General features: G+C 34.6%; 29 protein-coding genes. 10 read left to right on the forward strand and 19 right to left on the reverse strand.

The annotated features are described in order from the left end of the window. Positions 1 to 105: 105 nt before the first annotated feature. The 8 genes from J4050_RS15330 to J4050_RS11245 all read right to left on the reverse strand — a co-directional run bounded on the left by J4050_RS15330 (position 106) and on the right by J4050_RS11245 (position 7,152). Entirely contained in the window at positions 106 to 342 is a 237-nt protein-coding gene (locus tag J4050_RS15330; RefSeq protein ID WP_279588374.1) for a DUF6095 family protein, read from the reverse strand. Next, positions 329 to 1,141 (reverse strand): N-acetylmuramic acid 6-phosphate etherase, encoded by an 813-nt coding sequence (murQ, locus tag J4050_RS11215; RefSeq protein WP_208154680.1) that lies wholly within the window; start codon positions 1,139 to 1,141, stop codon positions 329 to 331. Before murQ ends, J4050_RS15330 begins: the two co-directional genes overlap by 14 nt. Before the next feature lie 57 nt (positions 1,142 to 1,198). After that, the gene (locus J4050_RS11220; RefSeq protein WP_208154681.1) at positions 1,199 to 2,014 is read right to left on the reverse strand and encodes a DUF4249 family protein; all 816 of its coding nucleotides are present in this window, start codon (positions 2,012 to 2,014) and stop codon (positions 1,199 to 1,201) included. A 3-nt stretch (positions 2,015 to 2,017) separates the two neighbouring features. Then, complete coding sequence (locus J4050_RS11225) at positions 2,018 to 4,393, reverse strand: TonB-dependent receptor (protein ID WP_208154682.1); 2,376 nt, start codon at positions 4,391 to 4,393, stop codon at positions 2,018 to 2,020. Between the two features lie 770 nt (positions 4,394 to 5,163). Beyond that, positions 5,164 to 5,514, reverse strand: a complete 351-nt coding sequence (rplS, locus tag J4050_RS11230; protein ID WP_208154683.1) for a 50S ribosomal protein L19 — start codon at positions 5,512 to 5,514, stop codon at positions 5,164 to 5,166. A 120-nt stretch (positions 5,515 to 5,634) separates the two neighbouring features. Beyond that, the gene (gene trmD / locus J4050_RS11235) at positions 5,635 to 6,312 is read right to left on the reverse strand and encodes a tRNA (guanosine(37)-N1)-methyltransferase TrmD (RefSeq protein ID WP_208154684.1); all 678 of its coding nucleotides are present in this window, start codon (positions 6,310 to 6,312) and stop codon (positions 5,635 to 5,637) included. Between the two features lie 53 nt (positions 6,313 to 6,365). Next, entirely contained in the window at positions 6,366 to 6,764 is a 399-nt protein-coding gene (locus J4050_RS11240; protein WP_208154685.1) for a hypothetical protein, read from the reverse strand. A 34-nt stretch (positions 6,765 to 6,798) separates the two neighbouring features. Then, on the reverse strand, positions 6,799 to 7,152 hold the full coding sequence (locus tag J4050_RS11245; RefSeq protein WP_208154686.1) for a DUF2834 domain-containing protein: 354 nt from the start codon (positions 7,150 to 7,152) through the stop codon (positions 6,799 to 6,801). Between the two features lie 122 nt (positions 7,153 to 7,274). Here J4050_RS11245 and J4050_RS11250 point away from each other — a divergent pair, with 122 nt between their 5' ends. Beyond that, on the forward strand, positions 7,275 to 8,033 hold the full coding sequence (locus J4050_RS11250) for a DUF481 domain-containing protein (protein WP_208154687.1): 759 nt from the start codon (positions 7,275 to 7,277) through the stop codon (positions 8,031 to 8,033). Positions 8,034 to 8,095: 62 nt separating this feature from the next. On the opposite strand, the gene J4050_RS11255 is transcribed toward J4050_RS11250, so the two are convergent. The 3 genes from J4050_RS11255 to J4050_RS11265 form a co-directional block, all read right to left on the reverse strand. Beyond that, entirely contained in the window at positions 8,096 to 8,713 is a 618-nt protein-coding gene (locus J4050_RS11255) for a tRNA (guanine-N1)-methyltransferase (RefSeq protein WP_208154688.1), read from the reverse strand. A 143-nt stretch (positions 8,714 to 8,856) separates the two neighbouring features. Beyond that, complete coding sequence (locus tag J4050_RS11260) at positions 8,857 to 10,305, reverse strand: glyceraldehyde-3-phosphate dehydrogenase (protein WP_208154689.1); 1,449 nt, start codon at positions 10,303 to 10,305, stop codon at positions 8,857 to 8,859. Positions 10,306 to 10,446: 141 nt separating this feature from the next. After that, a complete protein-coding gene (locus J4050_RS11265; RefSeq protein ID WP_208154690.1) occupies positions 10,447 to 11,850 on the reverse strand; it encodes a trypsin-like peptidase domain-containing protein in 1,404 nt (467 codons plus the stop codon). 147 nt (positions 11,851 to 11,997) lie between these two features. On the opposite strand from J4050_RS11265, the gene dapF reads away from it, so the two are divergent. The 5 genes from dapF (at position 11,998) to J4050_RS11290 (ending at position 16,028) form a co-directional block, all read left to right on the forward strand. Next, positions 11,998 to 12,777: a diaminopimelate epimerase gene (dapF, locus tag J4050_RS11270; RefSeq protein ID WP_208154691.1), complete on the forward strand. Its 780-nt coding sequence runs from the start codon at positions 11,998 to 12,000 to the stop codon at positions 12,775 to 12,777. Further along, entirely contained in the window at positions 12,771 to 13,295 is a 525-nt protein-coding gene (locus J4050_RS11275) for a GNAT family N-acetyltransferase (RefSeq protein WP_208154692.1), read from the forward strand. Before dapF ends, J4050_RS11275 begins: the two co-directional genes overlap by 7 nt. A gap of 4 nt (positions 13,296 to 13,299) precedes the next feature. Further along, positions 13,300 to 14,346, forward strand: coding sequence for an endolytic transglycosylase MltG (gene mltG / locus J4050_RS11280; RefSeq protein WP_208154693.1), 1,047 nt, complete (start codon positions 13,300 to 13,302; stop codon positions 14,344 to 14,346). A gap of 2 nt (positions 14,347 to 14,348) precedes the next feature. Further along, positions 14,349 to 15,251, forward strand: a complete 903-nt coding sequence (locus J4050_RS11285) for a DUF2279 domain-containing protein (protein ID WP_347879114.1) — start codon at positions 14,349 to 14,351, stop codon at positions 15,249 to 15,251. 117 nt (positions 15,252 to 15,368) lie between these two features. After that, positions 15,369 to 16,028, forward strand: a complete 660-nt coding sequence (locus J4050_RS11290) for a peptidoglycan-binding protein LysM (RefSeq protein ID WP_208154694.1) — start codon at positions 15,369 to 15,371, stop codon at positions 16,026 to 16,028. Here the strand turns inward: J4050_RS11290 and J4050_RS11295 are convergent. The 3 genes from J4050_RS11295 to dnaA are packed head-to-tail and all read right to left on the reverse strand — an operon-like array spanning position 16,025 to position 18,679. After that, the gene (locus tag J4050_RS11295; protein ID WP_208154695.1) at positions 16,025 to 16,741 is read right to left on the reverse strand and encodes an SAM-dependent methyltransferase; all 717 of its coding nucleotides are present in this window, start codon (positions 16,739 to 16,741) and stop codon (positions 16,025 to 16,027) included. The two genes, J4050_RS11290 and J4050_RS11295, sit on opposite strands and share 4 nt — an antisense overlap. Before the next feature lie 42 nt (positions 16,742 to 16,783). Then, positions 16,784 to 17,239, reverse strand: coding sequence for a low molecular weight protein-tyrosine-phosphatase (locus J4050_RS11300; protein ID WP_208154696.1), 456 nt, complete (start codon positions 17,237 to 17,239; stop codon positions 16,784 to 16,786). 12 nt (positions 17,240 to 17,251) lie between these two features. Then, positions 17,252 to 18,679 carry a chromosomal replication initiator protein DnaA gene (gene dnaA, locus J4050_RS11305; RefSeq protein WP_208154697.1) on the reverse strand — a complete coding sequence of 476 codons (1,428 nt, stop codon included), beginning with the start codon at positions 18,677 to 18,679 and terminating at the stop codon, positions 17,252 to 17,254. A 195-nt stretch (positions 18,680 to 18,874) separates the two neighbouring features. Here dnaA and J4050_RS11310 point away from each other — a divergent pair, with 195 nt between their 5' ends. After that, entirely contained in the window at positions 18,875 to 19,282 is a 408-nt protein-coding gene (locus J4050_RS11310) for an acyl-CoA thioesterase (RefSeq protein ID WP_208154698.1), read from the forward strand. Here J4050_RS11310 and J4050_RS11315 read toward each other — a convergent pair. The 5 genes from J4050_RS11315 to J4050_RS11335 form a co-directional block, all read right to left on the reverse strand. Continuing rightward, entirely contained in the window at positions 19,277 to 19,882 is a 606-nt protein-coding gene (locus J4050_RS11315; protein WP_208154699.1) for an IMPACT family protein, read from the reverse strand. The genes J4050_RS11310 and J4050_RS11315 overlap by 6 nt on opposite strands. Beyond that, a complete protein-coding gene (locus J4050_RS11320) occupies positions 19,883 to 20,734 on the reverse strand; it encodes a DMT family transporter (RefSeq protein ID WP_347879115.1) in 852 nt (283 codons plus the stop codon). After that, the gene (locus tag J4050_RS11325) at positions 20,734 to 21,351 is read right to left on the reverse strand and encodes an HAD-IA family hydrolase (RefSeq protein ID WP_208154701.1); all 618 of its coding nucleotides are present in this window, start codon (positions 21,349 to 21,351) and stop codon (positions 20,734 to 20,736) included. Before J4050_RS11325 ends, J4050_RS11320 begins: the two co-directional genes overlap by 1 nt. Beyond that, positions 21,338 to 22,342, reverse strand: a complete 1,005-nt coding sequence (ribD, locus tag J4050_RS11330; RefSeq protein WP_208154702.1) for a bifunctional diaminohydroxyphosphoribosylaminopyrimidine deaminase/5-amino-6-(5-phosphoribosylamino)uracil reductase RibD — start codon at positions 22,340 to 22,342, stop codon at positions 21,338 to 21,340. The genes J4050_RS11325 and ribD overlap by 14 nt, the downstream gene beginning before the upstream one ends. Before the next feature lie 123 nt (positions 22,343 to 22,465). After that, on the reverse strand, positions 22,466 to 22,744 hold the full coding sequence (locus J4050_RS11335) for an LEA/WHy family protein (RefSeq protein WP_208154703.1): 279 nt from the start codon (positions 22,742 to 22,744) through the stop codon (positions 22,466 to 22,468). A gap of 119 nt (positions 22,745 to 22,863) precedes the next feature. Between J4050_RS11335 and J4050_RS11340 the strand changes: the two genes are divergently transcribed. From J4050_RS11340 to ligA, 3 genes are all read left to right on the forward strand, one after another. Further along, a complete protein-coding gene (locus tag J4050_RS11340) occupies positions 22,864 to 23,355 on the forward strand; it encodes a GNAT family N-acetyltransferase (RefSeq protein ID WP_347879116.1) in 492 nt (163 codons plus the stop codon). A gap of 2 nt (positions 23,356 to 23,357) precedes the next feature. Further along, positions 23,358 to 24,236 carry a peptide chain release factor N(5)-glutamine methyltransferase gene (prmC, locus tag J4050_RS11345; RefSeq protein ID WP_208154704.1) on the forward strand — a complete coding sequence of 293 codons (879 nt, stop codon included), beginning with the start codon at positions 23,358 to 23,360 and terminating at the stop codon, positions 24,234 to 24,236. A gap of 103 nt (positions 24,237 to 24,339) precedes the next feature. Continuing rightward, positions 24,340 to 26,334 (forward strand): NAD-dependent DNA ligase LigA, encoded by a 1,995-nt coding sequence (gene ligA / locus J4050_RS11350; RefSeq protein ID WP_208154705.1) that lies wholly within the window; start codon positions 24,340 to 24,342, stop codon positions 26,332 to 26,334. Positions 26,335 to 26,422 lie beyond the last annotated feature (88 nt).

Consider the following 26,422-nt stretch of genomic DNA (forward strand, 5'->3'; position numbering starts at 1 on the left):
TTAGCGCCGATGGTACTGCTTACTTGTGGGAGAGTAGGTCGCCGCCTTTTTTGAAAGCCCTTTGCTTAATGCAAAGGGCTTTTTTTTGTTTTCTACAAGTCCTACTTACTTTTTTTTGAATATACTATTCATTATCGTATTGATCCCAAGAAAGAGAAACACGATGGCTAGAACACAAAGCATTAAAGCGAAAATTAATAAAGGTATATAGAGGGGTTTTTCATCATTACTAAAGGCTAAATGAAGTGCTGTTGGACCCAAAAACATAAATAAAAGGCAAACGCCCATTCTCTTCAGACCTTTACCTAATAACTCTTTGTCGGTTTTATTATCGTTTTCCATGGTCAATACTTTTTCGCACGCTTTTATGTTGTCTTAGTAGTTTTTCTGCTTCATCTTTTGATATACTTAGTTCTTTCATAATCATTCTTACACCTCTATCAACCAATTTATTATTGCTCAACTGCATGTCTACCATCTTATTCCCTTTGACTCGTCCAAGCTGAATCATGGTAGTAGTAGTAATCATATTTAAAACAAGTTTTTGAGCAGTGCCGGCTTTCATCCGTGAGCTACCAGTTAAAAATTCTGGTCCTACGTTAATTACGATTGGAAATCTTGCAGTAAGGTCTAAAGGACTTTTAGTATTACAAGTAATACAGCCCGTTGAAATACCTTCATTATTGCAGCGCTTGAGTGCATGGACAACATAAGGTGTTGTTCCGGAAGCTGCAATACCTATTACAATATCTTTTGATGAAACATCATAATTTTTTAAATCTTCCCAACCTTGCGTTGTCGAGTCCTCAGCATGCTCAACTGCTTTTCTAATGGCGGAATCTCCTCCAGCAATTAATCCAATAACTAAATTATGAGGCACTCCAAAAGTTGGTGGACATTCGGATGCGTCTAAAATACCTAATCTCCCACTTGTCCCTGCACCCATATAAAATAACCTTCCGCCATTTTTAAGTTTGTTAACTACCTCACAAATTAAAGCTTCTATATTAGGTATTGCCTTTTCAACAGCTAGAGGAACTGTTTTATCTTCGTCATTGATTTTAGTTACAATCTGATTAATGGACATATTTTCTAGATTGTCGTAATAAGAATCTTGTTCTGTTGTTTTAATAAAAGTCATGAGATAAAGGTAGGTATAATTACAACAATTGAATTACTAAGGTTATCAGCAATGTACTTATAACACGGTGTATATTACCTCATCTACTTCCGAAACTCTAAAGTAACCGAAAGGAAAGTTTTCTGGGTTGGTCTCATTAATACAATTGCCTCTGACCGTTGCTGGTTGTGTTTCAAATGGACCACCAGATTCATCACTTCCTTGCTGAAGTAAAATAAACATGAATTGGTAAAATGTACTGGAGACTCCATAGTTTCTTATAGTGACAATATCACCTGCTTCTAAATCTTCTTCAGTATAAAACCCAAATATTTGGTTACCATCTGTAAATCTATCTTCATAGACTTCTAAAGTAGGCACTACAGCGATATCGCTTAAAAATTCAAAAAAATAAAAATTCTCAATGCCTGCAGGGTCGGTGTAAAACGCTTTAAGCTCAATATCTTCACCTGAGAAACCACCATCATTATTTTGTTCAACAAAGTCAATTGGAACTACCGATTTAAGTGATTCTTCGCCAGTATATTCTTCTCCTTCGTAAATTACTGTAAGTGTGTAAGTTTCGTCAATTATTGGGACAAAGTTGGTTGTTCTGTAGATACCTGTATTGCCATCTTCAATAAAATCATAAATATTTCCACTAGAATCGGCAATCGTTACTGTTGCACCGTTTGCGGGAGGCACAGAATCATTGAAAAATGGCGCAGTTAAGCTTAATCGAATACTTTGCTCGTTGCCAGTAGTATTTTTAAACCAACTAATTGATGCGTCAATTACTAAACGCGGCGGAGCTTCATTTAGTTCAATATCAATAACATCTTCACAGCTATAAATTAAAAATGCCATTAAACAAATTCTTATAAACTTGTGCATAATTTAAAATTTAAAATTATAAGATACTGAGGGTACAATACCGAAAATAGCTAATCTTGTTGCCTCATTAACACCTGTCATACGATTTTCCCTAAATTGAATATTCACAGCATTTCTTCTATTGTAAATATTATATATTCCAAATACCCATTCTCCTTTAAACTTTTTTTGACTATTAGGATTTGGATTGTAGTTTGCTGAAATATCTAACCTGTGGTAAGCAGGAAGTCTACTTGAGTTTCTTGCTTCAAAACTTGGAACTACTATACCATTATACTCATACTGCCCGTTGGGAAACGTACCAGGTAAACCTGTTTGGAAGAGGAAGTTTGAGTTTATGGTCCATTTTTTGTTCAACTCATAAGTAGCCGTAATGGAAATATCATGTGTTTTGTCGAAAGGGGTTCTGTACCATTCACCATTATTAATTCCAGGTTCAATAGGTGTGCGGCCTGGTGTGCGTTGTTCTGATTTAGAAAGGGTGTACGACAGCCAACCTTTAAACCTTCCCTCATTTTTTCTAAAGAGTATTTCTAGTCCATATGCTCTAGCTTCTCCATTTAAGATGACTTGTTCTATGGCATTATTAGCAATTAAATCTGCACCGTCAATGTAGTCAATTCGATTTTGTATAGTTTTAAAAAAGGTCTCAACTTCTAATGAAAATTCGTTGTCTTTAAAAGTTCTAAAATATCCAAGAGCGATTTGATCGAGCAACTGAGGCTCAATATAACTTCCGCTAGGTGTCCAAACATCTAGTGGTGTTGGTGAATTTGTATTTGATAATAAATGTAGGTATTGAGCCATGCGGTTGTAACTTGCCTTAATGGATGATTTGTCATTTAATTGATAAGCTACAGCAAGTCTTGGTTCAATATTAGCAAAGGACTCAATAACATCACTTCGTTTAAAACCCTCTGTGCCAATGGGTTCTGCTTTTTGGTAAACACCAAGAGTTTCATTAAAAATTACAGGATTGTCATTGTCGTAAATATTTAATTCATCTTGTCCTAAACGATGAAAAACACTTAGTCTTGCCCCATAGCTAACTGACAGTCTATTAGACAATTTATGCTCTGCATCAATGTAAATGGCGTTTTCAAATGCGTATTTATCAGTTAGTTTAAACGGATTTATACCAGAATCTGGTGTATTAGGATTGATTTCTCCCGGATTAAATTTGTAATAGATACTATTTAATCCGTATTCTAATTTAAAATTATTACTTATGTAATGTTTAAAATCATATTTAGCATTAAAATTTCTTATACCAGATTCCCATTCAAACCCTACGAAGTTAAGGTCTAGACCGTAGTAATAATCAGAGTAAATCAATGATAAATTAGAAAACAGTTTATCAGAAAATAAATGATTCCATCTAAAATTTATTACAGAGTTTCCATAAGTGTTTTCAAAACTATCTTGAATACTGAATACATCTCTACCGAAGTATCCTGAGAGGAAAATACTATTTCTTTCATTGAGTTTGTAACTCAATTTCGTATTTAAATCATAGAAGTAAGCAACATTATCTAAATCGAAGAGTGGTAAAAATAAATGTGCATAGCTGCTACGACCACCGAAGAGAAAAGATCCTTTTTCTTTTTTTACAGGACCCTCTGCAAGTAATCTACTGGAAACAAGGCCTATCCCACCATTCATTTTAAACTGGTTACTATTCCCTTCTTTTTGATAGATATCTAGTACGGATGAAACACGTCCGCCATATTTAGCAGGTATGCCTCCTTTGTATAATTTCAAATCTTTTATAGCATCTGGATTAAACACTGAAAAGAAACCGAATAAATGTGAAGAGTTAAAAATGATGGCTTCATCTAACAGAATTAAGTTTTGATCTGCTGCACCACCTCTTACGTTAAAACCTGAGGATCCTTCGCCTGCATTGGTGACGCCAGGCAGTAAAGTTATGGACTTGATAACATCTACTTCTCCCAGAACAACAGGCATATTTTTTATAGTTTGTATGGAGAGTGCATTAACACTCATTTGAGGCTTTTTAATATTCAATCGCTCTACATCTTCTTTGATTAAAACTTCATCTAAACTTTCTGCTGCTTCGTCTAGTTTATATGTCTTAGATATATTTTGGTTTAATTCAATGGTTTCTAACACGGTTTTAAACCCTAAATAGCTGATTTGAATTTTATAGGTGCCTTCTGGAAGAGTTATTGAGAAAAAGCCATATTCATTGGTCATGGTTCCGGATCCTAATTCTGGAATGACAATATTAACACCTATTAAAGTTTCATTACTTTGATTGTCTAAAACCGTACCGCTAAATGTGAACTTTTCTTGGGCGAGAATAGAACCCGAAAATATTAGAAAAATAAAGACACTGCTTGAAATGAATTTAACCATTCATAATTTTTTTGCTAATTTATGAAAGGTCAAAATTTAATTCACTGCTTTTAACGTAAGTTTAATCTCATTCATATCTTAAAGTAAAAGACACATACCCAAAAATGGTTAAGCCCTAAAAAAAAGCCATATCACAACAGTTAGACTGCGCTGACATGGCTTTCATTGAAGCAGTACTCACATGACCTATTTAGCTTCCGCTAACTCAGCTGCACAACAATTGTTGTCATCCTTTTCAGTTCAAAGTTTTCTACTTCAATTTGGACTTAATCTCTTCTTTCAAAATGTATTGACCTGACGAAACTAAATCCATTGAGATTACTTTTCTTGATGCTTTAATTTAAGTCACTCACTTTCGTGAATAACTCGTTTTACTGCATTGCCTATCCTTTTCGCAATCACTTTCGATTATGCTACTTTTTCCAGGCTTTCCGTTTTAAAACTAATGGTCTACCGAAGGCATACCATAACTCTAAAATTTCTTGATCAACTTGCTTACTCGCCTACACAAGCTCGCTTATCGACCTCAAAAAATAATCTAAATATATAAAGAACATTCTTTGTAAAGATTTAACATAAATTCAAAGAAAACTTTAAAACCAAACACTGTTTGTTATTAAATCTTCCACTAAAGTAAATTTTTATTAGCACTAATGAAATATTTCTACGACTAAGATATCCACATCTTATGCACCAGAGATATTAACAAAAGTTAATAAACAAAAAGACCTTCAAAAATGAAGGTCTTCTTATTTTAAATCTGAGATTTATTACCTTCTCACTTCTTTTATTCTTGCTTTTTTACCAGTTAATCCCCTAAAGTAGAATATACGAGCTCTTCTAACTTTACCTCGTTTATTTACTTCGACTTTTTGCAGCGCTGGCAAATTCACAGGAAATATACGCTCTACACCAATAGTTCCCGACATTTTGCGGATTGTGAAGGTTTCCGATGTTCCAGAACCTTTTCGCTGTAAAACTACACCTTTAAAAAACTGTGTACGTGTTTTACTGCCCTCTTTAATTTCGTAATATACTGTAATAGTATCTCCAGCACTAAATTCTGGAAAGTCTTTTTTTGTTACAAATTCGTCTTGTACAAATTTTACTAAAGAATTCATTTTTTCTTAATTAGTGGTTGTTTTAAACCAACATTCACGATTCTCGCCAGAGGTTAATCTAAAAGTGCGTGCAAAGATAGCTAAAAAGTTAAAAGTTAAAAGAAAAAAACTCTAAGTTTTTTACTCCTTGAGTAAATCTGGTCTTAGCTCTTTAGTTCGCGCCATTGCTTGCTCCTCACGCCATTTCTCAATTTTAGGGAAATTACCGCTAAATAGAACCTCAGGAACTTTCATTCCTTTATATTCGCGAGGCCTCGTGTAGATAGGAGGAGCCAATAGGTTGTCTTGGAAAGAATCCGTTAAGGCTGATGTCTCATTACCCAAAACACCAGGAATTAGTCGTATAACAGCGTCACACAATACAGCTGCACCTAGTTCTCCTCCGGATAGAACGTAGTCTCCAATTGAGATTTCTTTAGTTATAAATTTATCTCTAACCCGTTGATCTACACCTTTATAATGACCACAGAGGATTATGATATTTTCTTTGAGCGAAATCTGATTAGCCAACTTTTGTTCTAACCTTTCACCATCTGGCGTCATGTAAATTATTTCATCGTATTGTCTCTCACTTTTGAGTTTAGAAATACACTTATCGATTGGCTCGATCATCATTACCATACCAGCACCTCCTCCAAATTGATAGTCATCAACCGATTTGTAGTTGTCTGTTGTGTAATCTCTTAAATTATGAAAATGTACTTGCACTAAATTAGCATCGATAGCTCTTTTTAGAATAGAAGCTTCGAATGGACTTTTTAAAAGCTCTGGAAGAACGGTTATAATATCTATGCGCATACAAACTAAATCTGGGTAAAGATAACTTTAATTAAATTCTACAGAATTTGTATTTACGCTTTTGTCCCTATTTTTTTGAATTCTATTTGTGAACCATTTATTTCGATAACCATTTTGCGTGATTTTAGTTTTACGATTCTTGCATTCCAACGAAAAATATCCGAGTTCCACTCTAGGATATATCCAATTTCATCTTTAGATATTTTTAAATCGGTTTTGTGGTTAATGACGGCCTTATTTTCGGAGTCGATGTTGAATTCTTGTTTTATAATGCATATAGCTATATTTTCTAAAAAAGAATATTCAAAATTGCTAATATGCTCTACATTTTTTAGCATCCAATTCCCTTCAATCATTGATTTTACCTCGTCTTCTGTATTACAGCAGTTTAATTCTTGAGAAGATACGATGAGAGATAATAATATAAGAATTGCAGTTAGTTTGAGTTTCATTGATTAAAATTATTTTTTTTGACAGTAAAGTTCATTAATTATAGATATCATGACCTTCGGTTTTTGATAGGCGCTCCAAATGCCTATCACGCATAAAAAGAAACACAGGAAAACTACAAGCTAAAGCAACCAAAAATGTTAATGGAATAATAATCCACCAATACTTTATTTTCAGTCTTAGCGATTCGTGCACCATCCAAATCAAAAACGTGGTAGCCACTACCGATATGTCCGCAGAAATAGATTTTGCTGGAATTGTGGTAACCGTTTGGTTTATAAAATTGATAATTGATGTATCATTTGCTGTTGCGTAAAATTGAAAATTAAAGTACCACGTAGCTATTAATCCAATTAGCGCTAATAGAAGGTATATAAATCTGAATTTCATTCGCTGTGGATTGTCCGATTATTCAAAGTTACAATTTCTTTATCTAAGTATGGATAGATGTAATACACAGAAATTTTTATCTTGCGCCCTTTAAAAAAGTAATTATTTTTAGTACTGAAATTATGAAAAAGAAGTTGTTGCTGTTATTGTTTTTTCCAACTTTACTTGTGGCACAAATTAATGAAAGCGACTCTTTAAAATTAAAAGCTAATCTTTCATTAACAGGTTTTTTTCAAGGAGGTAATGTAGAAACGGTGATTTTTAGAGCCAAGTCGGAAGTAAGCTTTAAGCCATTGAACAATTGGGTATTTAAAACAAAAAACTCTTACATCTATCAAGAGTTTGGCCGTGAAAAGGCAGATGAAGATATATTGAGCTTAAATTTTTTATATCTCAATCCGGAGCGCAAACTATATCCTTTAGCTTTAGGCTTTATAAGTACAAACTTTAGACGAGAAATTGATTTAAGATCTCTTTTTGGTGTTGGATTAACCTATCAAATATTAAATACTAAAAAGAATTGGCTCAAAGTAGCATTGTCTAGTGAATACGAGCAAACACGGTTTAATGAAACCAACTTCAATATATCTGAATATGACGGTAAAAATGCCATTAACACCATGAGGGCAACACTATGGTTTAACGGGAAGTATCAGATTTTTAAGGATAAATTGATTCTTACTCATGAAAGTTATTACCAACCATCTTTAGAACATTCTAATAACTATCGTTGGCAAACAGATTTTGGTATTGAACTTCCGATTTTTGACTTTTTAAACTTTAAGATTAACTATATCCATACGTTTGAGAGTATTGTTATAGAAAATCAAGCTCAAAATGATACCTTCTTAACCTTTGGTTTTACAATAAAGAACTATTAAATACTTTTTATTGTTATTCGTCATTGGTATAAAATAAGTCAATGACTTTCTGTGGAAGAATATTAGCTCTTAGCCTTGTTCTTGTTTAATTCATCCTGAAGTTGACGTCTTACCTTTTGTTCGCGCTCTAGAGCTGTACGCCTGTGCTCTTCAAATTCGGTTTCAACTTCATCTAACTTAAGTTTGGCTTCACGAGTTAGGGCATTACTATTTTTAAATTTATAAATGAAAAAAAGTAAAAGCGATAGTAATGCAGCTATGATGCTCCACATTAGAATATTGTAGTTGGTTTTGCCCATTTGAACACCAAAAAGCATCATGTTATTTTTTTCTTCTTCTGTTTCTTCTAAAGTGGTTTGGGTATTTGCCAAATTAGTTTGTAATGTTTCAATATTAGAAGCTTGACCATCAACGATAGCTTGGGTATCGGATAATTCTTTATGTAATGCCTTTAAAGAATCTAAGGTGTGTGCCTTAAGTGCGTATAGCCAAGTTTGTTTAACAACCTTAAATTCTTGGTAGCGATTTGAGCGCTGAATGACATATTCAAATTGATTGTCTATTGTTCCGCTATTTAAGGAAAGCTTATCCTCTTTTTTTTCTTCTTTAGCCTGTGCTTCTATAAATTGAAAGTTTAAGGCTAGGATTATGATTAGACCAATTTTTAAAGCGGAATTCATCGATTTTTTGGTTTAGTGGTTGTAATAAAAGTGATTGCCAAGATAATAATTTTCAAACAGGAATCAAGATATAGATGTAAACAAATAGCCCCACAAATTGAGAGGCTATTTTATATACGTTGTTTCTATAAGTTTTGGATGTTCTAATAGTAGGCGAAGCGTCTTACTTTGGCAATATATTTTGCCAGACGAATAACTTGATGACTATAACCATATTCATTATCATACCAAATGTAAAGAATCACATTCTTACCATCTGGTCTCACTATAGTTGCCTTACTGTCGTAAATAGATGGTGCTGAGCTTCCTACAATATCACTAGATACAAGTTCGTCGCTCATTTCATACTTTATCTGTTCTACTAAACTCCCTTCTAGTGCATATTTTTTCATTATGGTATTCATGCTTTCTACACTAGTCTTCTTATCTAATTCTAAATTTAAAATCGCTAACGATCCATTTGGGACTGGTACTCGTATCGCGTTGGATGTAAGTTTTCCATCTAAAGACGGAAGGGCTTTACTAACAGCTTGGCCAGCACCTGTTTCTGTTATTACCATATTGAGGCCAGCAGCACGTCCCCTTCTGTATTTTTTATGGAAGTTGTCAACTAAATTTTGATCATTTGTATAAGCATGGATGGTTTCTAAATGTCCAGATTTAATTCCAAATGAATCCTCTACTGCTTTTAATATTGGTGTGATGGCGTTTGTAGTGCAAGAAGCTGCAGAAAATATTTTAACCTTGTCTGGGTCATTTTCTAAATGGTTAACACCATGTACAATATTAGGAACTCCTTTACCCGGAGCTGTTAATAAGACTTTATCAATTCCTTCTGATTTTAAGTGTCTGTTCAAATTTTCTTTGTCCCTAAAAGCTCCTGTATTATCAATGACCAAAGCATTTTTTATGCCATATTTTGTGTAGTCGATATCTTCTGGCGCATTAGAAGAAATAACTTTTACGGTAGTTCCATTGATTATTAGAGCTTCATTTTTGGCATCAATAGCAACCATGCCAGAAAAATCACCATGAACGGAGTCGTTTCTTAGTAAAGAGGCTCTTTTCTCTAATACAGTTTCATCAATAGCTCCCCTTGTGACAATAGCTCTAAGCCTTAGTTGGCTGCCAGAACCAGTTCTTGTCATTAATTCGCGAGCTACAAGTCTACCTATTCGTCCAAACCCATATAGCACAACATCTTTAGGTTCTACACTCTTGTTGTTTTTAGCATCACCTAGTTTAGCTGCAACAAATTGAGTAGCGTTATTATATTTTTGGTCTTCAACATGATACTCATAAGTGAGTTTACCAATATCTAGTTTAGCAGGAGGTAGGTTTAAATCGATTATAGCTTGTGCAATTTCAACAGAATCAAAAATAGAAATAGGTTTCTGAACAAACTCACCGGCATACTCATGCAGGTTAAGAATTTCACTTACATTTCTATCAATAAGTTGGTTCCTAAATAGAACTAGCTCTATAGATTTGTCGTACCATAAATCGCTGACGATTTTGATAAACTCAACCGTTGCCCTGCGTCTATCTGCTTGAAAGGCTAATTCTTTTTCGTAAGTGTCGTTTTGACCCATTGTTCTAGGTGTATTTGTTTAATAATTCGGCGCAAAAGTAATATATTTCAAACGTTTTCGTAATGCATTTGGTCGAAAATAAAAACCCTTTAAAGAATTGACTTCAAAGGGTTTCTATATGACCGAAAAATAGGTCGTTTATCAGAATTTATAAATTAGTTTTTCACCATCTTTAGTAATAACCTCAATAAACATGGGCTTGTTAAAATCTCTTGTTTTTAGTGCATTTTGGACGTCGTCCACTGTGTATAGTTTTTGACCGTTTATTTTTGTAATTATGCCGCCTTCTTCAACACCGTCACGCTTCAAATAGGGTTCATATTCATCATTAAAATCTGAAATCTTTACACCGTATTCTATATTGTAGCGTTTTAAATCTTTTTTAGAGGCATTTCTCACTTCTCCGATTGGCTGAAGTAATGTTACCGATGGTTTTAGCAAAGTGACAGGCACTACTTCGATATCACCATTCCTTAATAGCGTAACATCCACAATATCATTTGGGCTTTTGGTTTTTAAATAACCTGATAAATCCGAGAATTTGTTGATCTCTATATTATCTATCTTTTTTATAATGTCACCGCTTTTTATCCCTGCCATTTCAGCACCAGTATCTTCTTGTACATCACTGACAAAAAAACCTTGGGTTGTGTCTAAGTCATTGGCTTCAGCAAATTTACTATTAATAGCCCCTCCAACAACTCCTAAAATTCCGTTTTGTACATTACCATACTCCATAATATCGTTAACAATTTTTCTAGTGATATTACTCGGTACTGCGAATGAATAGCCTATATATGAGCCTGTTCTAGATGAAATTGCAGTATTAATTCCTATTAAATCTCCATTAGTGTTAACTAAAGCACCTCCTGAGTTACCTGGGTTTACAGCAGCGTCAGTTTGGATAAAAGACTGGATATTCTGTCCTGAGAGGTCTCTAGATTTTGCACTAATAATTCCTGCGGTAACTGTTGAATTAAGGTTAAATGGATTTCCAACTGCTAAAACCCATTCTCCAATTTTTGCATTGTCAGAATCGCCAAAAGCTAAGAATGGCAGGTCCTCTTCAGTTTCAATCTTTATGAGGGCAATATCGGTGGTCTCATCAGCACCAATAAGTTCAGCATTAAATATTTTGTTATTATTCAAGGTAATGCTTATTTCATTGGCATCTCTAATAACGTGATAATTTGTAACAATATAACCTGTTGGTGAAATTATCACGCCACTACCTGTTCCTACTTGTGCTCTTTGAGAGTTTCTTCCTGAGAATAAATCGTACATGGTCATAGGAGCACTAACGATTGCAGTATTTTTTACATGTACAACAGCATCAATTGATTTTTCTGCGGCAGTCACAAAATTTGGTGAGTCTGCGCTTACATTGTATGATGGACTTGAGTAGGTAGGTACATAGACGGGAGTGTCTGTAGATTGTTCTAAAACAACAGCCTGCTCATCTTTTTCTATGAATAATTTGTATCCTCCTAGTGTTAATAAACCACCTAAAACCGAAACGCAAACTAAAGTTATAATCTTCTTCATAATTACAGTTTTAATTTATTTTATTTAACGATTAAATTTAGATATTTATTGAAATTCAATATTAATTTTAACGACTATTTAACGTCACTATTTATAGGTATTTAGGCCCTTATAAAAATTTCCAAATACACTATATTTGCATCACATATGACAATTGAATTTTACAAATACCAGGGTACAGGAAACGATTTTATCATAATTGATAATCGTCATTATTTTATAGACAAAAATGATACCAAACGCATAGCAGAACTATGTGACAGACGATTTGGCATCGGTTCTGATGGTTTAATACTTCTGGAAAATGACGAAATTTCAGATTTTAAAATGGTTTATTACAATGCAGATGGACGTGAAAGTAGTATGTGTGGTAATGGAGGACGTTGCATAACGGCTTTCGCACAACATCTTGAAATTATTAACAAAAGCACCTCATTTTCAGCGATTGATGGTGTTCATGAAGCAAGAATTGAGAATGGTGCTGTGTGGCTAAAAATGAAAGATGTCAGAGAAGTTAACACTTTCAGCTCTCACATGTTTTTAGATACGGGTTCCCCTCATCATGTTGAAATGGTAAAATCATTAGGAGAATTTGATGTAAAGTCAAATGGAGCACAAATAAGATATGGAGAACCTTATGGCGAAAAGGGTTCTAATATAAATTTTGTTGAAAATTTATCTGAAAATCGTTTCGGAGTCCGCACTTATGAACGCGGAGTTGAAGATGAAACCCTGTCTTGTGGTACTGGTGTAACCGCAGTTGCTTTGGCTATGCATAGTTCTGGACAAACAAAGAGTAATGCAATACAACTTAGAACTCAAGGCGGAGAGCTAAAAGTAGTCTTTAGGCCAACGAACAATGGTTATGAGGATATTTGGCTTATTGGTCCGGCAGTATTGGTCTTTAAGGGGAGTGTTAAATGGTAAGTCTAAAAGGTGAGCATATTTATCTAAGAGCTTTAGAGCCAGAAGATTTAAATCTGGTTTACGATATTGAAAACGATATGGGTTTTTGGGAACTAAGTGATGCCCAAGCACCCTATTCACAATTCGTTATAAAGCAATACCTAGAGCATGCGAAAACTGACATTTATGAGGCTAAACAGCTGCGTTTGGTTATTTGCTCTAATGCTGATGAACCCTTGGGTTTAATCGATCTTTTTGATTTTGACTTTAAAAATAAGAGGGCAGGGGTTGGTATCATTATAAAAGATATTAAAAATAGAAATAAAGGTTTTGGAGCTGAAGCGATAGAGCTTTTATCAGAATATAGTTTTAAAGTGCTTCATTTACATCAGCTATATGCTAATATTGATTGTAATAATTCTAATAGTCTAAAGTTGTTTATGGGACAGGGTTTTACTGAAGTTGGAATTAAGAAAGATTGGCGCTTTGATGGAAAAGCTTATCACCATGTTTACTTACTGCAAAAAATAATGACATAAATCTATGTATATAAAAAAGATACTTTGGGCCGTTGCCTTAATTGGCCTAGTTGTTTTTGGCGCGGTGGCATATTACATCTACGGTGCCATGTTTAAGCCTAATACCAGCTTTAACAATGAGGTTGCTTACATTTATATTCCCACAAATGCTGTATATAATGATGTCAGAGACCAGCTCTCCCCATTATTAAGGGATATGTCAACCTTCGATGCCTTGGCCAAGCAAAAAAAATACACCTCTAATATTAAGTCAGGTAAATTTGCAATTAAAAAGGGAATGACCAACAATGATATAATTAATTCTGTAAGAATTGGTAAAGGTCTAGAAGTGGTAGCTTCATTTAACAATCAAAATAGTCTAAAAGACTTAGCCGGAAGAATAAGCGTGCAAATAGAAGCGGATAGTATATCTTTATTAGAGGAGATGTCTGATGAAACGTTTTTAGAGCAGAATGGATTTAAAAAGGAAACAGCTTTGAGCATGTATCTGCCGAATAGTTATAAATTTTACTGGAATACAACGGCAAGGCAATTTAGAGATAAAATGCTCACCGAGTACAAGCGTTTTTGGGGTAAAGAGCGATTAGATAAAGCTAGTGCTATAGGTTTGTCACCTCAAGAAGTGATAACTCTTGCATCTATTGTTCATGAAGAGTCCAAGAAACCAGAAGAACAGCCTAGGGTTGCAGGCGTCTATTTAAACAGAATACAAAGCGGCATGCCGCTTCAGGCAGACCCTACGCTAAAATTTGCGGCATATCAATTGCCAGAGTATCAAGGAACAGTAATTCGTCGTGTTTTAAATAAACACAAAACTATAGATTCGCCTTACAACACTTATAAATATGCAGGTTTGCCTCCTGGACCTATCGCTATGCCCGATTTGTCAGCAATTAAGGCGGTACTTAATGCAGAAGAGCATAACTACTATTATTTTGCTGCAGATGCTTCTAGAATAGGTTATCACAAATTTGCTACAAACCTATCTGCGCACAATAGAAATGCTAAAGCGTATCAGAACTATTTATCGTCACAAGGTATAAACCGCTAGGCTTGAGGCTTTCAATTACCTTAATTACATTTTTGCTGATATCTGGTTCCATGGATTGCCAGTCAGGACTAAATAAATTTTTAAAGCCCAGCGATTCTTTAAACAAAACCAGAAGAAATGCTGTAGTTATTTCGGAGGTTGCTCTTGCATCGGTCACATTGATTAGTCTAGATCAGTTGTGGTATTCTGATTACGAAAGGTCAAGCTTTCAAACGGTTAATGATTCCAAAGAGTGGCTACAAATGGATAAACTAGGTCATGTTTTTTCTTCTTATCAAATAGGACGATTTAGTGCGAACAGTCTTAATTGGGCCGGAGTTAGTAAGCGGGATCAGTTACTGTACGGGGGAACGCTTGGACTTGGGTTTCTTACAGCAGTTGAAATAATGGACGGATTTTCTGAAGAATGGGGCTTTTCTTGGTCAGATATGGCGGCGAATGCTCTAGGAACAGGAATTTATATAGGTCAGGAGTTGCTCTGGGAAGAACAGCGCATTTCACTTAAGTATTCATTTCATAGAACTAGTTATGCCCAACAACGACCAGGCGTTCTTGGAAATGGGCTTTATGAGGAACTGCTAAAAGACTATAATGGGCAAACCTATTGGCTTAGTGCAAATCTAGAATCTTTTTTAAAGACCGATTTTTTCCCAAATTGGTTGAACTTGGCTTTTGGAAATAGTGGAAAAGGCATGTTAACAGGAGCCTCAAATGACCAGTCCTTTCCGAACCAAAATAGAGTACGACAGTATTTTTTAAGTTTAGATGTTGATTTATCTAGAATTAAAACAAATTCAAATTTTTTAAGGACCATTTTAGACATTTTGAATGTAATAAAAGTCCCTTTTCCGACCTTGGAATACAATAGTACAGGCGCATTCAAATGGCATTTTTTGTACTTTTAACCGCTGTTTTTTGTAGTTCATCGACAATATTACCTACAGGTTTGATATGTCGTATCTTTGCACACGATTTTAGTAAAACTGTTTTGGGGAAGTGTTTTACTAATAAAATTAGCTATTATGACAATAAATGGCATTAAGAATTTTATTTGGCCCTTCTCAATCTGCTTAGTAATCGCTCTAGCATTATATCCAGATTCTACTTTAAACCCAGAACAATACTCCACGAAGGGATTAAAACTAGATTATAATATTTGTGAAGATTTGGCTATGATTTCTGAGTCAGAAAAAGCAGCTCAAGTTAATGATTTCACACCTCACTTAGGTAAATCTTTTGAAGGATTTAAAGAGGCACTTGGATTTAAAGAATCTCGTGGTGATTATTTTACAGTGAATACATTAGGTTACCTTGGTAAATACCAATTTGGATCTGAGACATTAAAATTATTGGGTATCTACAACCCTAATTATTTTCTAAAGACGCCAGAACTTCAAGAAAAAGCTTTTATAGCCAATGCAGAGCGCAATAAGTGGATTTTGCGCAAGGATATTAAACGCTTTCAAGGTAAGGTTATATCTGGTGTAAAAATATCAGAATCCGGAATCCTTGCCGCAGCGCATCTTGCTGGTCCCGGAAGCGTAAAGAAATTTCTTAGAAGCTATGGAGGTCATAACTTTTCTGATGCTTATGGGTCTACAGTAAGATACTACATGAAGAAGTTTAGCGGATATGACACCTCCGGAATACTTGCTAAGAAAAAAGCTAAAGCTATTCTTTAGTCCCTCTGTATTATAAATATGGCAGGTCTTTTGTGAAAGTCCTCATTACTAAGTTTCCAATTTTCAATGGTTTGTGTTTTTATAGATTGAGTAGGTAATGTAAGATCACAAGCTATACAAACCCTTGTAGTATTATTAAGGTACTTGGTTATATCTTCAAGCATCTTCATATTTCTATAAGGTGTTTCAATAAAAATCTGTGCCTGATTATTTTCTTGCGAAAAGCGTTCAAGTTGTTTTAGTTTAATCTTCCTCTCATTCCTTTCAATAGGTAAATAGCCATTAAATGTAAAACTTTGCCCGTTCATTCCTGATGCCATTAAGGCTAGAATTATAGAAGATGGCCCTACCAAGGGTACAACTTCAATATTAAGTTGATGAGCTAAGCTCACAATATCAGACCCAGGATCTGCAATAGCTGGGCAACCAGCTTCGGAGATTAGACCTACAGACTCTCCAGCTAAACAAGGGTCCAAATAACTATTCCGTTCTTCCTCAGTGGTATATTTATTCAGAACATTGATTTTGAGCGAGGGCTGAGATTTATTAGGTGTGACCCTTTTTATAAATCGACGTGCCGTTTTTTCATTTTCAACGATATAATTATCAAGTTCTTCAATAACCTTTTTTATAGCTATAGGAAGTACTTCTAGAGGAGGGTTATCTCCTAAGCGCGTAGGAATTAGAAAAAGTTTACCATAATCTGTTGCCATATATCAAAAATAACGAAATGGAATGGAATGAAATATTTCCAGTTATTTATAGAGTTGTTTTACTATGATTTCGCAAGTTTTATCTATCAAGTCAAACACAAATTCAAAATCGGTCATATCTCCGTAATAAGGGTCGGGAACATTTTTATTTTGAACGTTTAGATTTTCATCAAGAAATAGCTTTACCTTATCAATATCTTCATTAGATCTGGCCAAACCTATAATATTAGAGTAGTTAGATTGGTCCATTGCATATATAATATCGAAGGTGTCAAAGTCTGTAGCTTTAAATTGTCTTGCCTTTTGTTGGCTTATATCAATCCCCTTTAGCTTAGCGACATTTATTGAGCGGTAGTCTGGTTGTTCCCCAATGTGATAAGAAGCGGTCCCAGCAGAATCTGTATAGAAATTATCATCGTCTAGTTTAGACTGAAGTATCCCATGGGCTAATGGTGAACGACAAATATTACCTAAGCAGACCATTAAAATCTTGGTCATGATTTTGAGGATTTATAAAGAGAGTTTCTTAGATAAATCTTCTACATACTTTCTAAACTGCTTGTCTGTAGAGGAGAGGTTGTCTACGGTTTTGCAGGCATGGAGAACTGTAGCATGATCTCTTTGACCTATTTGGGAACCAATACTTGCCAGAGATGCTTTTGTGTACTTTTTGGCAAAGAACATAGCTAGTTGTCTCGCTTGAACTATATGACGCTTACGCGTTTTAGATTGTAAGGTGCTGACATCCATTTGGAAATAATCAGAAACTACTTTTTGGATGTAATCAATGGAAACTTCGCGTTTGGTATTCTTAACGAACTTTTCTACGATATCCTTAGCTAAATCTATTGTGATTTCTTTTTTGTTGAATGAGGATTGGGCAATTAAAGAAATTATAGCGCCTTCAAGTTCCCTAACGTTACTTTTAATGTGTTTTGCGACGTATTCAATAATTTCCTCAGGCATTTCAACGCCATCTCTATATAATTTATTTTTTAATATTGAAACACGAGTTTCAAAATCTGGAGTCTGAAGCTCTGCAGACAATCCCCATTTAAATCGAGATAATAAGCGTTGTTCAATATCTTGCATATCAACGGGTGCCTTATCGCTTGTGAGGACTACCTGTTTACCGTTTTGATGTAAGTGATTGAAAATATGGAAGAACACATCTTGTGTTCCTGTTTTTCCAGATAAGAATTGAACATCATCTATAATTAAAACATCGATGATTTGATAGAAATGAATAAAATCGTTTCTATTATTTTTCTTAACCGAATCTATATACTGCTGTGTAAATTTTTCAGCTGAAATATATAATACGGTCTTTTCGGGATATTTATCTTTAATATCTACTCCAATAGCATGAGCTAGGTGTGTTTTACCTAAGCCAACGCCCCCAAAGATTAAAAGTGGATTAAAAGATGTTCCACCTGGTTTATTGGCAACAGCAATACCAGCATTTCTAGCAAGCCTATTTGAGTCACCTTCTAAGAAATTTTCAAAACTATAACTCGGATTAAGCTGAGACTCAATTTTTACATTTCTTATCCCTGGAATGACAAAAGGATTTTTTAGTTCTGGGCTTTTGTTATCAAAAGGTACATCAACATCTTGCGATTTAACCGCAGAACGGTTAGTACTTGGGATTTTTTCTGTAAAAGGTTGTGTGTTGCCATAAGTATTTTCCATTTTAATGACATACACCAATTTTGCATCTTCACCTAATTCTTTTGTAAGGGCAACTTTGAGAATTTTTACATAATGTTCCTCAAGCCATTCATAGAAAAATTTACTTGGCACTTGGATACTTAAGGCATTCCCAGAAAGTTTAACAGCTTGTATAGGCTCAAACCATGTTTTGTAGGCCTGAGGTTGTATATTATCCTTAATAAATGCGAGACAATTATGCCATACAGATTGCGCTGTTATCTCCATGCGTTAAGTTGAATTTTATTGTTAGTTAGATTAGCAAAAAAAAAGAGAATTGAATTCTCCCGATGTTTTGAACAAGGCAAATATGTGAACAAAATTCTTAAAAAAAAAATCAAATATTGTTGATTCTTAAGAAATATTTTCCCATGTTTAAATCTCAAGAAAAGTACAAATTTTTTCTTAAAAAACTGCATTTAAATGTCATTTAATGAAACTGAAATAAGGGTCCGTTATGGTGAGACGGATCAAATGGGAGTGGTGTATCACGCTAATTATGCTGTGTATTTTGAGGTAGGCAGAACAGAATGGTTACGTGAGTTTGGCCTTAGCTATAGCGAGATGGAAGCAGAGGGCATAATGCTTCCGGTGATTTCTCTTAGTATAAATTACAAAAATTCAGCACGTTATGATGATAGGCTTAAAGTAAAAACTACACTAAAAAAAATGCCTACTGCTTCAATTGAGTTCAATTACGAACTATCCAAAATTAACGGAGAATTATTGGCAACAGGAAACACGATTTTGGCATTTATTGATATGAAACGAAACAGACCAACGCGATGCCCAAAATATCTTTTAGATAAACTGCAAAATTATTCGTTATAATTCATCTATCTGAACACCGTAGAAGTTACTGAAAAGTTCATAAATCTTTAATGCGTTTCCTTTTCTGACAGATATTTCTAACAAACATTGTTCGGTTAGCGATTGAGTTATTATTTCAACCTTGTTTTTCTTTAATAACCGAAGCACTTTGCTCAGGTTTTTGTATTCAAATCTTAGTCGATAATTAGTGTTAATCGTCTTTTCTATGATTTCACTCTCTTCAATGGCCATTTTAGCAGCAGTACGATAAGCATTTATCAAACCACTTACGCCTAATTTAACACCGCCAAAATATCTTATGACTACAATAAGGATATTGGTAAGTTCACTTGATTGAATCTGACCATAAATTGGCATACCTGCTGAATTATTAGGTTCGCCATCGTCATTAACCTTGTAGTTTGTTTGTTCTGTTCCTAATTGATAGGCATAACAGAAATGACCAGCATTTTGATATTCTTTCTTTAAATTAGAGATAATACTTTTTAAATCGGCTTCCGACTTAAAAGGGAATGCAAACCCATAGAACTTACTGTTCTTATCTTTAAACAGAATCTGTTTGGAAGGCTTACTGATAGTATTATACGTGTCGTTTGCCATCTAGTTTAAAGATACTATTATAATTGAGACTAATGCCATTCCTATACCTAGCCAATTTTTTAAGGAAATAATCTCTTTAAAAATGAAAAGACCGCAAAGCGTTGAAAGGGCAACAATGGCGACGTTATTTATAGTGAAAATAGAGGAGGTTTCTACTCCGTCCATACGTAATGCGTTAAGCAGAAAGAAAATAGAGCCGTAATTGACCACTCCTAAAGCTATTCCAAATGGAAAAACATTTACATCAATCCTTTTATTTTGGGTTGCAGTTTTAAAAGCAACCAATAGTATACCAAGCAACGCAGCCATAGCAAATATTGTTGCTGAAAATATTGGGATATTATCATCGGGTGCAAAGTAATTAATAGAGGTATCCACAACACCGGAACCAAAGAATACTAAAAAGGGTAAAACTAAAATTGAGCGCTTGTTTTTTGTTTTCTTCTTAGAAGCGGTAGACGTGAGATACACAGCAACTAGTGCCAGAAATATTCCAATACTTTTTGCAAGTCCTATACTTTCTTTAAACACGGTAATTCCGAAGATAATAGGGATTATAACACTCATTTTACTAGCGACGGAAGCTACAGAAAGCCCATTTTTTTGAGCTGTTAACGCCATGACGTAAAACATGGTTATAAATAAAAATCCTAACATTAATGAAGGAATAAACCAAGTGCTTGAAGTAAGTGTGCTGAACTCTATTTCGCTTTTTGAAAAAACGAACCCACATACTGCTGCTGTTAAATAATTGACAACAATGGCATGTAATGTATTAACGCCATATTTATCAAATGATTTAAAAAGAACAAAAATAGCTGTTGAGGATAATATACTTAGTAGTAAATACATCAAAATAAGTCCTTTTTGATATCAAATAAATGAATAACATCTTCAGTGCGCTCATCAATGTTCCAAACGTGTAAACCCATTTGGCTAGCACTTTTAGTGTTTTCATACGTATCATCAATGAACAAACATTCCTTAGGAATTAAATTATGTTCATTGAGGACAAATTCAAAAATATCTTTATTAGGTTTTCTTTTTTTTATTTCATGCGATAAATAAAAACCATTAAAACAAGCTTTGAACTCCTCATAGAATGGCACGTTGTTTTTAACGGACTCTATATGTAGTTCATTGGTATTACTAAGTAAAATCAATGAAAAATCTTTTTTTTCCTTTAGGTCTTTCAAAAATTTTAAACGATACTCTGGAAAATCTCTCAAAATATAGTTCCAAGCCTCAACAATCTTTTTTTCGTCTAAATTTTTAAATTTATTATTGTAGAAGTCAATAAATTCGATAGTAGTAATTTGCCCTGTTTCGTAAGCTATATTGGTTAAAAGGATGTCGTCTTCAAAATATTCCATTTGAAATAATTGAAGTGCATTGGTCATGGCACCATCCTTGTCTAAGTTGATAAAGACATCTCCAAAATCGAAAATAATACTCTTAATTTTGCTCATAAATCTTTAAAGTATCGTTTAGATAGTTATGTGATGAAATAAGTTTACCGTAGAATTCTGGCGCTTTTGTTCCATTTTTAAACTCTCCCGTTCCTTTAAAAACTCGAGCCTCGTCCCATAGGCCTTCATCAATAAAACTCTGTAAGGTTGTGGTGCCGCCCTCGATGATTATAGAATTAACATCATTGTTGAACAAGTAATTGCAAACTTGTGCGGCTACAGGTTGCTTAAAATCAATAATATCCTCGTTCAATAAAACGGTAGTAGCTTCATTGTTTCTAATTTGGAAGTCGGTCATATTAATATCAGAAGTTCCTAGAATATAGCGTGTTGGGTTATTACCGTGCCAATCTCTTACTGTTAAACTAGGATTATCCGCCATAACCGTTTTAGTACCTACAAGAATAGCCTGCTCTTCAGCGCGCCATTTATGAACAAGCTGACGTGAATATCCATTTGTTATCCAAACAGGGTTTTGTTCTTTTTTTTCTATTGGAGCAATGAATCCGTCCGATGTTTCTGCCCACTTTAATATTATGTAGGGGCGCTTTTTATTTACAAATGTAAAAAAACGTCTATGATGTTTTTTGCATTCTTCATTTAATATGCCAACCATAACATCACATCCGGCAGATTTTAGTTTTTCAATACCTCTTCCTGCCACTGTGGGATTGTCGTCCATACATCCTATGACTATTCTTGGGATTCTTTTTTCTAGTATTAAATCGCTGCAGGGTGGTGTTTTTCCGAAATGACTACATGGTTCAAGCGTTACATAAAGCGTAGCTTTTTCCAATGCATCCTTGTACTTTACTGAATTAATGGCATTAACCTCGGCATGAGGTCCTCCATAAGGACTTGTAAATCCTTCGCCAATGATTTCATTATTTAAGACAATTACCGAGCCTACCATAGGATTAGGACGCGTTGAGCCAAGGCCATTTGTTCCAATTTGCAAACAGCGATGTATATATTTTTCGTCTTGTGTCAATTACAGTTTTATTTTAATAAGTTATGTGTTATTAATTGTGGAGGAAGAACTATATCATAGAATATTGTAATCAATCTCCCCGAGATATTGCACTTTAAGTTCTCTATTAAAAAGGCTATTAATTCAATCATCTAAATTACGCAATTTAATTATGCTATCTATTGGTATCGTAACATTCAATGGTACATTAAATTTAGTTGCTGCAGGAACACTGAATTCATCTGATTTTATTTGTGCGACTTCCTGATCATTGATATAGATTTTTAAGTCATCTGGTTTTAGGGTACCGCCAAGGTCATTTGGGTTTTTAAATAGAGCGTCGGCGTGCAATGTAAACCCTTTGGTATTGGTGTTTGAAACCGCAAGATTTTGTATACTTACGAATTCTGGTTTTTTAATCAAAGTACGGTTTAATAGGAGTGCAAATATAATGACAAGTAATATTGGCTTTCACATACTTTAAAATGACTTAAATACGTATATTCATACCGAAAAAAACAAAATAGAAAATAGATAAATTAGTGAGTAAAGATACTATCGTTATTCGAAAGATTGAACCAACTGACAATTCTAAAACTGCTAGTGCCATTCGTTCTGTACTAATTGAAATGGGAGTACCTAAAGTAGGAACGGCCTACGAGGACAAATCTTTGGATTGTATGTATGAAACTTACGATATGCCAAAAAAGGTTTATTTTGTAGTAACAGATGGGAAAAATATTCTTGGAGGGGCGGGTATATCTCCTTTAGATAAGTATAACGGTAATATATGCGAATTGCAGAAAATGTATTTTAGGCCAGAAGCTAGGGGAAAAGGAATTGGCTCTAAAATGATGGCTAAATGTTTGGGCTTTGCCAAAGATAACGGGTTTGAAAAATGTTATTTAGAAACCATGCCTTACATGGATGATGCTCGTAAATTGTACCGTAAAGTTGGATTTGAGACTATTGACGCTCCTATGGGTGATACAGGCCATTATTCTTGCACGGTTTGGATGCTTAAAGACTTATAAGATTGAAAATCTCTGATGTTAAATTTCGATTTCATAACGATTTAGATCCTGTCTACGGCAAGGATGAAGTCGCAAGTTTGTTCTATTTGGCAACGGAACGGTATTTAAATAAAGGCCGAGTTGATTTTGCTTTAGAGCCCAATTATTTTTTAAAAGAACCTGATGTACGAATTTTATTGGATGTTCTTTTACAATTAAAAAAGCAAAAGCCTATTCAGTACATTCTTGGCCAAACTGAATTTTTTGGCCTAACATTTAAGGTAAATCAGCATGTGCTTGTTCCAAGGCCAGAAACTGAGGAGCTCGTAGCGCTTATTCTCAAAGACATAAACCCTAAAACGGAGGAACCTATAAAGATATTAGATGTTGGTACAGGCTCAGGATGTATTGCCATTAGCTTAGCAAAATATCTGCCCAATGCTAAATTATATGCCTTAGACATTTCGAAAGCGGCTCTAGAAATGGCGCAGCAAAATACCAAACTAAATAATGTTGATATCACTTTTATTGAGGCAGATATTCTCAATTCTACTTGTCATTATGAGGTTGCCTCAGAATATAAATTTGATATTATTGTCTCAAATCCACCCTATGTGCGCCATCTCGAAATGCAAGAGATGAAGCCTAATGTTTTAGATAATGAGCCACATCTAGCATTATTTGTTACCGATAGCGACCCTTTGTTGTTTTATAAGAACATTAAAGAATTTGCCATTAAACGGCTTTTGCCAAATGGCAAAATTTACTTAGAAATCAATCAGTATTTAGGTAAAGAAACAATGAATATTTTCCAACAAAATTATTTTGAAGAAGTGAACTTATTACAGGATTTTAATGGCAATGATCGCTTTATTGTTGCCAAACGAAACGGCATGGGATAGGGAGATGTTAAAATTAGTGTATGCTCTTAAAGATTTTATCATCTTTAAGTGTTTGTATCTTTATACAATAAAAGGAATATAAAAAAACTATTGGTCAATTAAGATGAGTATTGAACAAAAAATAAATGCCCTACGCAACGAGCTTCGCCAACACAATTACAACTATTACATTTTAGATAACGCTACGATTAGTGATTATGAATTTGATATGAAACTTAAAGAACTTCAGGAGCTAGAATTAGCGCATCCTGAGTTTTATGACGAGAGTTCGCCAACACTTCGCGTAGGAGGAACCATCACCAAAAATTTTAAGACGGTAGTACATGATTTTAGAATGTACTCACTCGATAACTCTTATTCAAAGGAAGATTTATTGGATTGGGAAAATCGCATAAAAAAAATGGTAGATGGAAAAGTGGATTATACTTGCGAACTTAAATACGACGGAGCCTCAATGAATTTAACCTATGAGAATGGGAAACTTTTAAGGGCAGTAACTCGAGGTGATGGAGTTCAAGGAGATGAGGTTACGGCAAATGTAAAAACCATAAAAACGGTACCCTTGCAAATAAAAGGTGATTATCCGCAAAGATTTGATATCAGAGGAGAAATTGTCTTACCCATTAAGGGTTTCTTGGAAATGAACGAAGATAGAGTGGCGGCAGGCGAAGATCCATATCGAAACCCAAGGAATACGGCCTCTGGGAGTTTGAAACTTCAGGATAGTTCGGAGGTAGCAAAGCGTCCTTTGGAGTGTTTGCTCTATAGTATAAAGGGGAATGATTTAAATATTTCCTCGCAGTTTGAAGGTTTAGAAAAGGCTCGTTCATGGGGCTTTAAAGTACCAGAAGAAGCCAAATTGGTCACTTCAATTGATGAGGTGCTTGAGTATGTTTCTTACTGGGATAAGCATCGCAACAACTTACCTTATGAGATAGATGGTGTAGTAATTAAAGTAAACAGTTTATACCAGCAAGACGAATTGGGCTATACGGCTAAAGCGCCAAGATGGGCCATGGCCTACAAATTTAAGGCAGAGCAGGTTTCAACCCGATTAGAGAAAATCACTTATCAAGTTGGTCGCACTGGTGCAATTACACCAGTAGCCAATCTCCAACCTGTTGAGCTCGCCGGTACTATCGTAAAAAGGGCATCTCTACATAATGCAGATCAAATTGAAAAATTAGATATAAGGGAAGGCGATACGGTTTATGTAGAAAAAGGAGGTGAGATTATACCAAAAATTATGGGAGTAGACTTGTCTCTTAGGCCTGCAGATTCAAAAGTGACACAATATATTACGGAATGCCCAGAATGCCAAAGTAAATTGATTAGGCTTGAAGGTGAAGCCAAGCATTATTGTCCAAATGAAAAATCATGTCCACCTCAAGTAATAGGGCGAATTCAACATTACATTTCTAGAAAAGCCATGGATATTGAAGGTTTGGGAGGCGAAACCGTAGCATTATTAGTTAATGAAGGCTTAATTTTAAATTATGCCGATTTATATGACCTAAAAGAAGAAGATGTAGTACCATTAGAGCGTATGGCAGAGAAAAGCGCTCAAAATCTCATTAAAGGTATAGAAGCATCTAAGGATATTCCTTTTGAGCGGGTGTTGTTTGCTCTTGGAATTCGTTATGTCGGAGAAACAGTTGCTAAAAAGTTGGCAAAACATTTTAAAACTATAGATGCACTTAAACAGGCTACAATATTAGATTTAGTGAGTGTTGATGAAATCGGAGATCGAATTGCTGAAAGTGTTGTTGACTTCTTTTCTTCTTATGACAATAATCTCATCATTGAGCGATTAAAAAATCATGGAGTTCAGCTAGAAATATCAGCTGAAATACTGGCAAACCAAAGCGATAAGCTCAAAGGGCAAACTTTTGTGGTGTCTGGGGTGTTTCAATCTATTTCTAGAAATGAACTTAAAAAACTCATTGAAGATAATAGCGGAAGGGTAGCTTCTTCCATTTCTTCAAAAACATCTTTCGTAGTTGCGGGTGAAAATATGGGGCCAAGTAAACGTGCTAAAGCTGAAAAATTAAACATTCCAATACTTGATGAAATGACATTTTTAGCAAAGCTGCAATAAATTCTTACAAAAAAATGCACTTTTTATCGATAAAAAGATAATTTTTACCGTTTAATTGCAAAATAATTTTATATTTGGTGCTTAATTA

Origin of the sequence: Winogradskyella pelagia, from assembly GCF_017581965.1 — a bacterium.
Lineage (GTDB): Bacteria > Bacteroidota > Bacteroidia > Flavobacteriales > Flavobacteriaceae > Winogradskyella > Winogradskyella pelagia.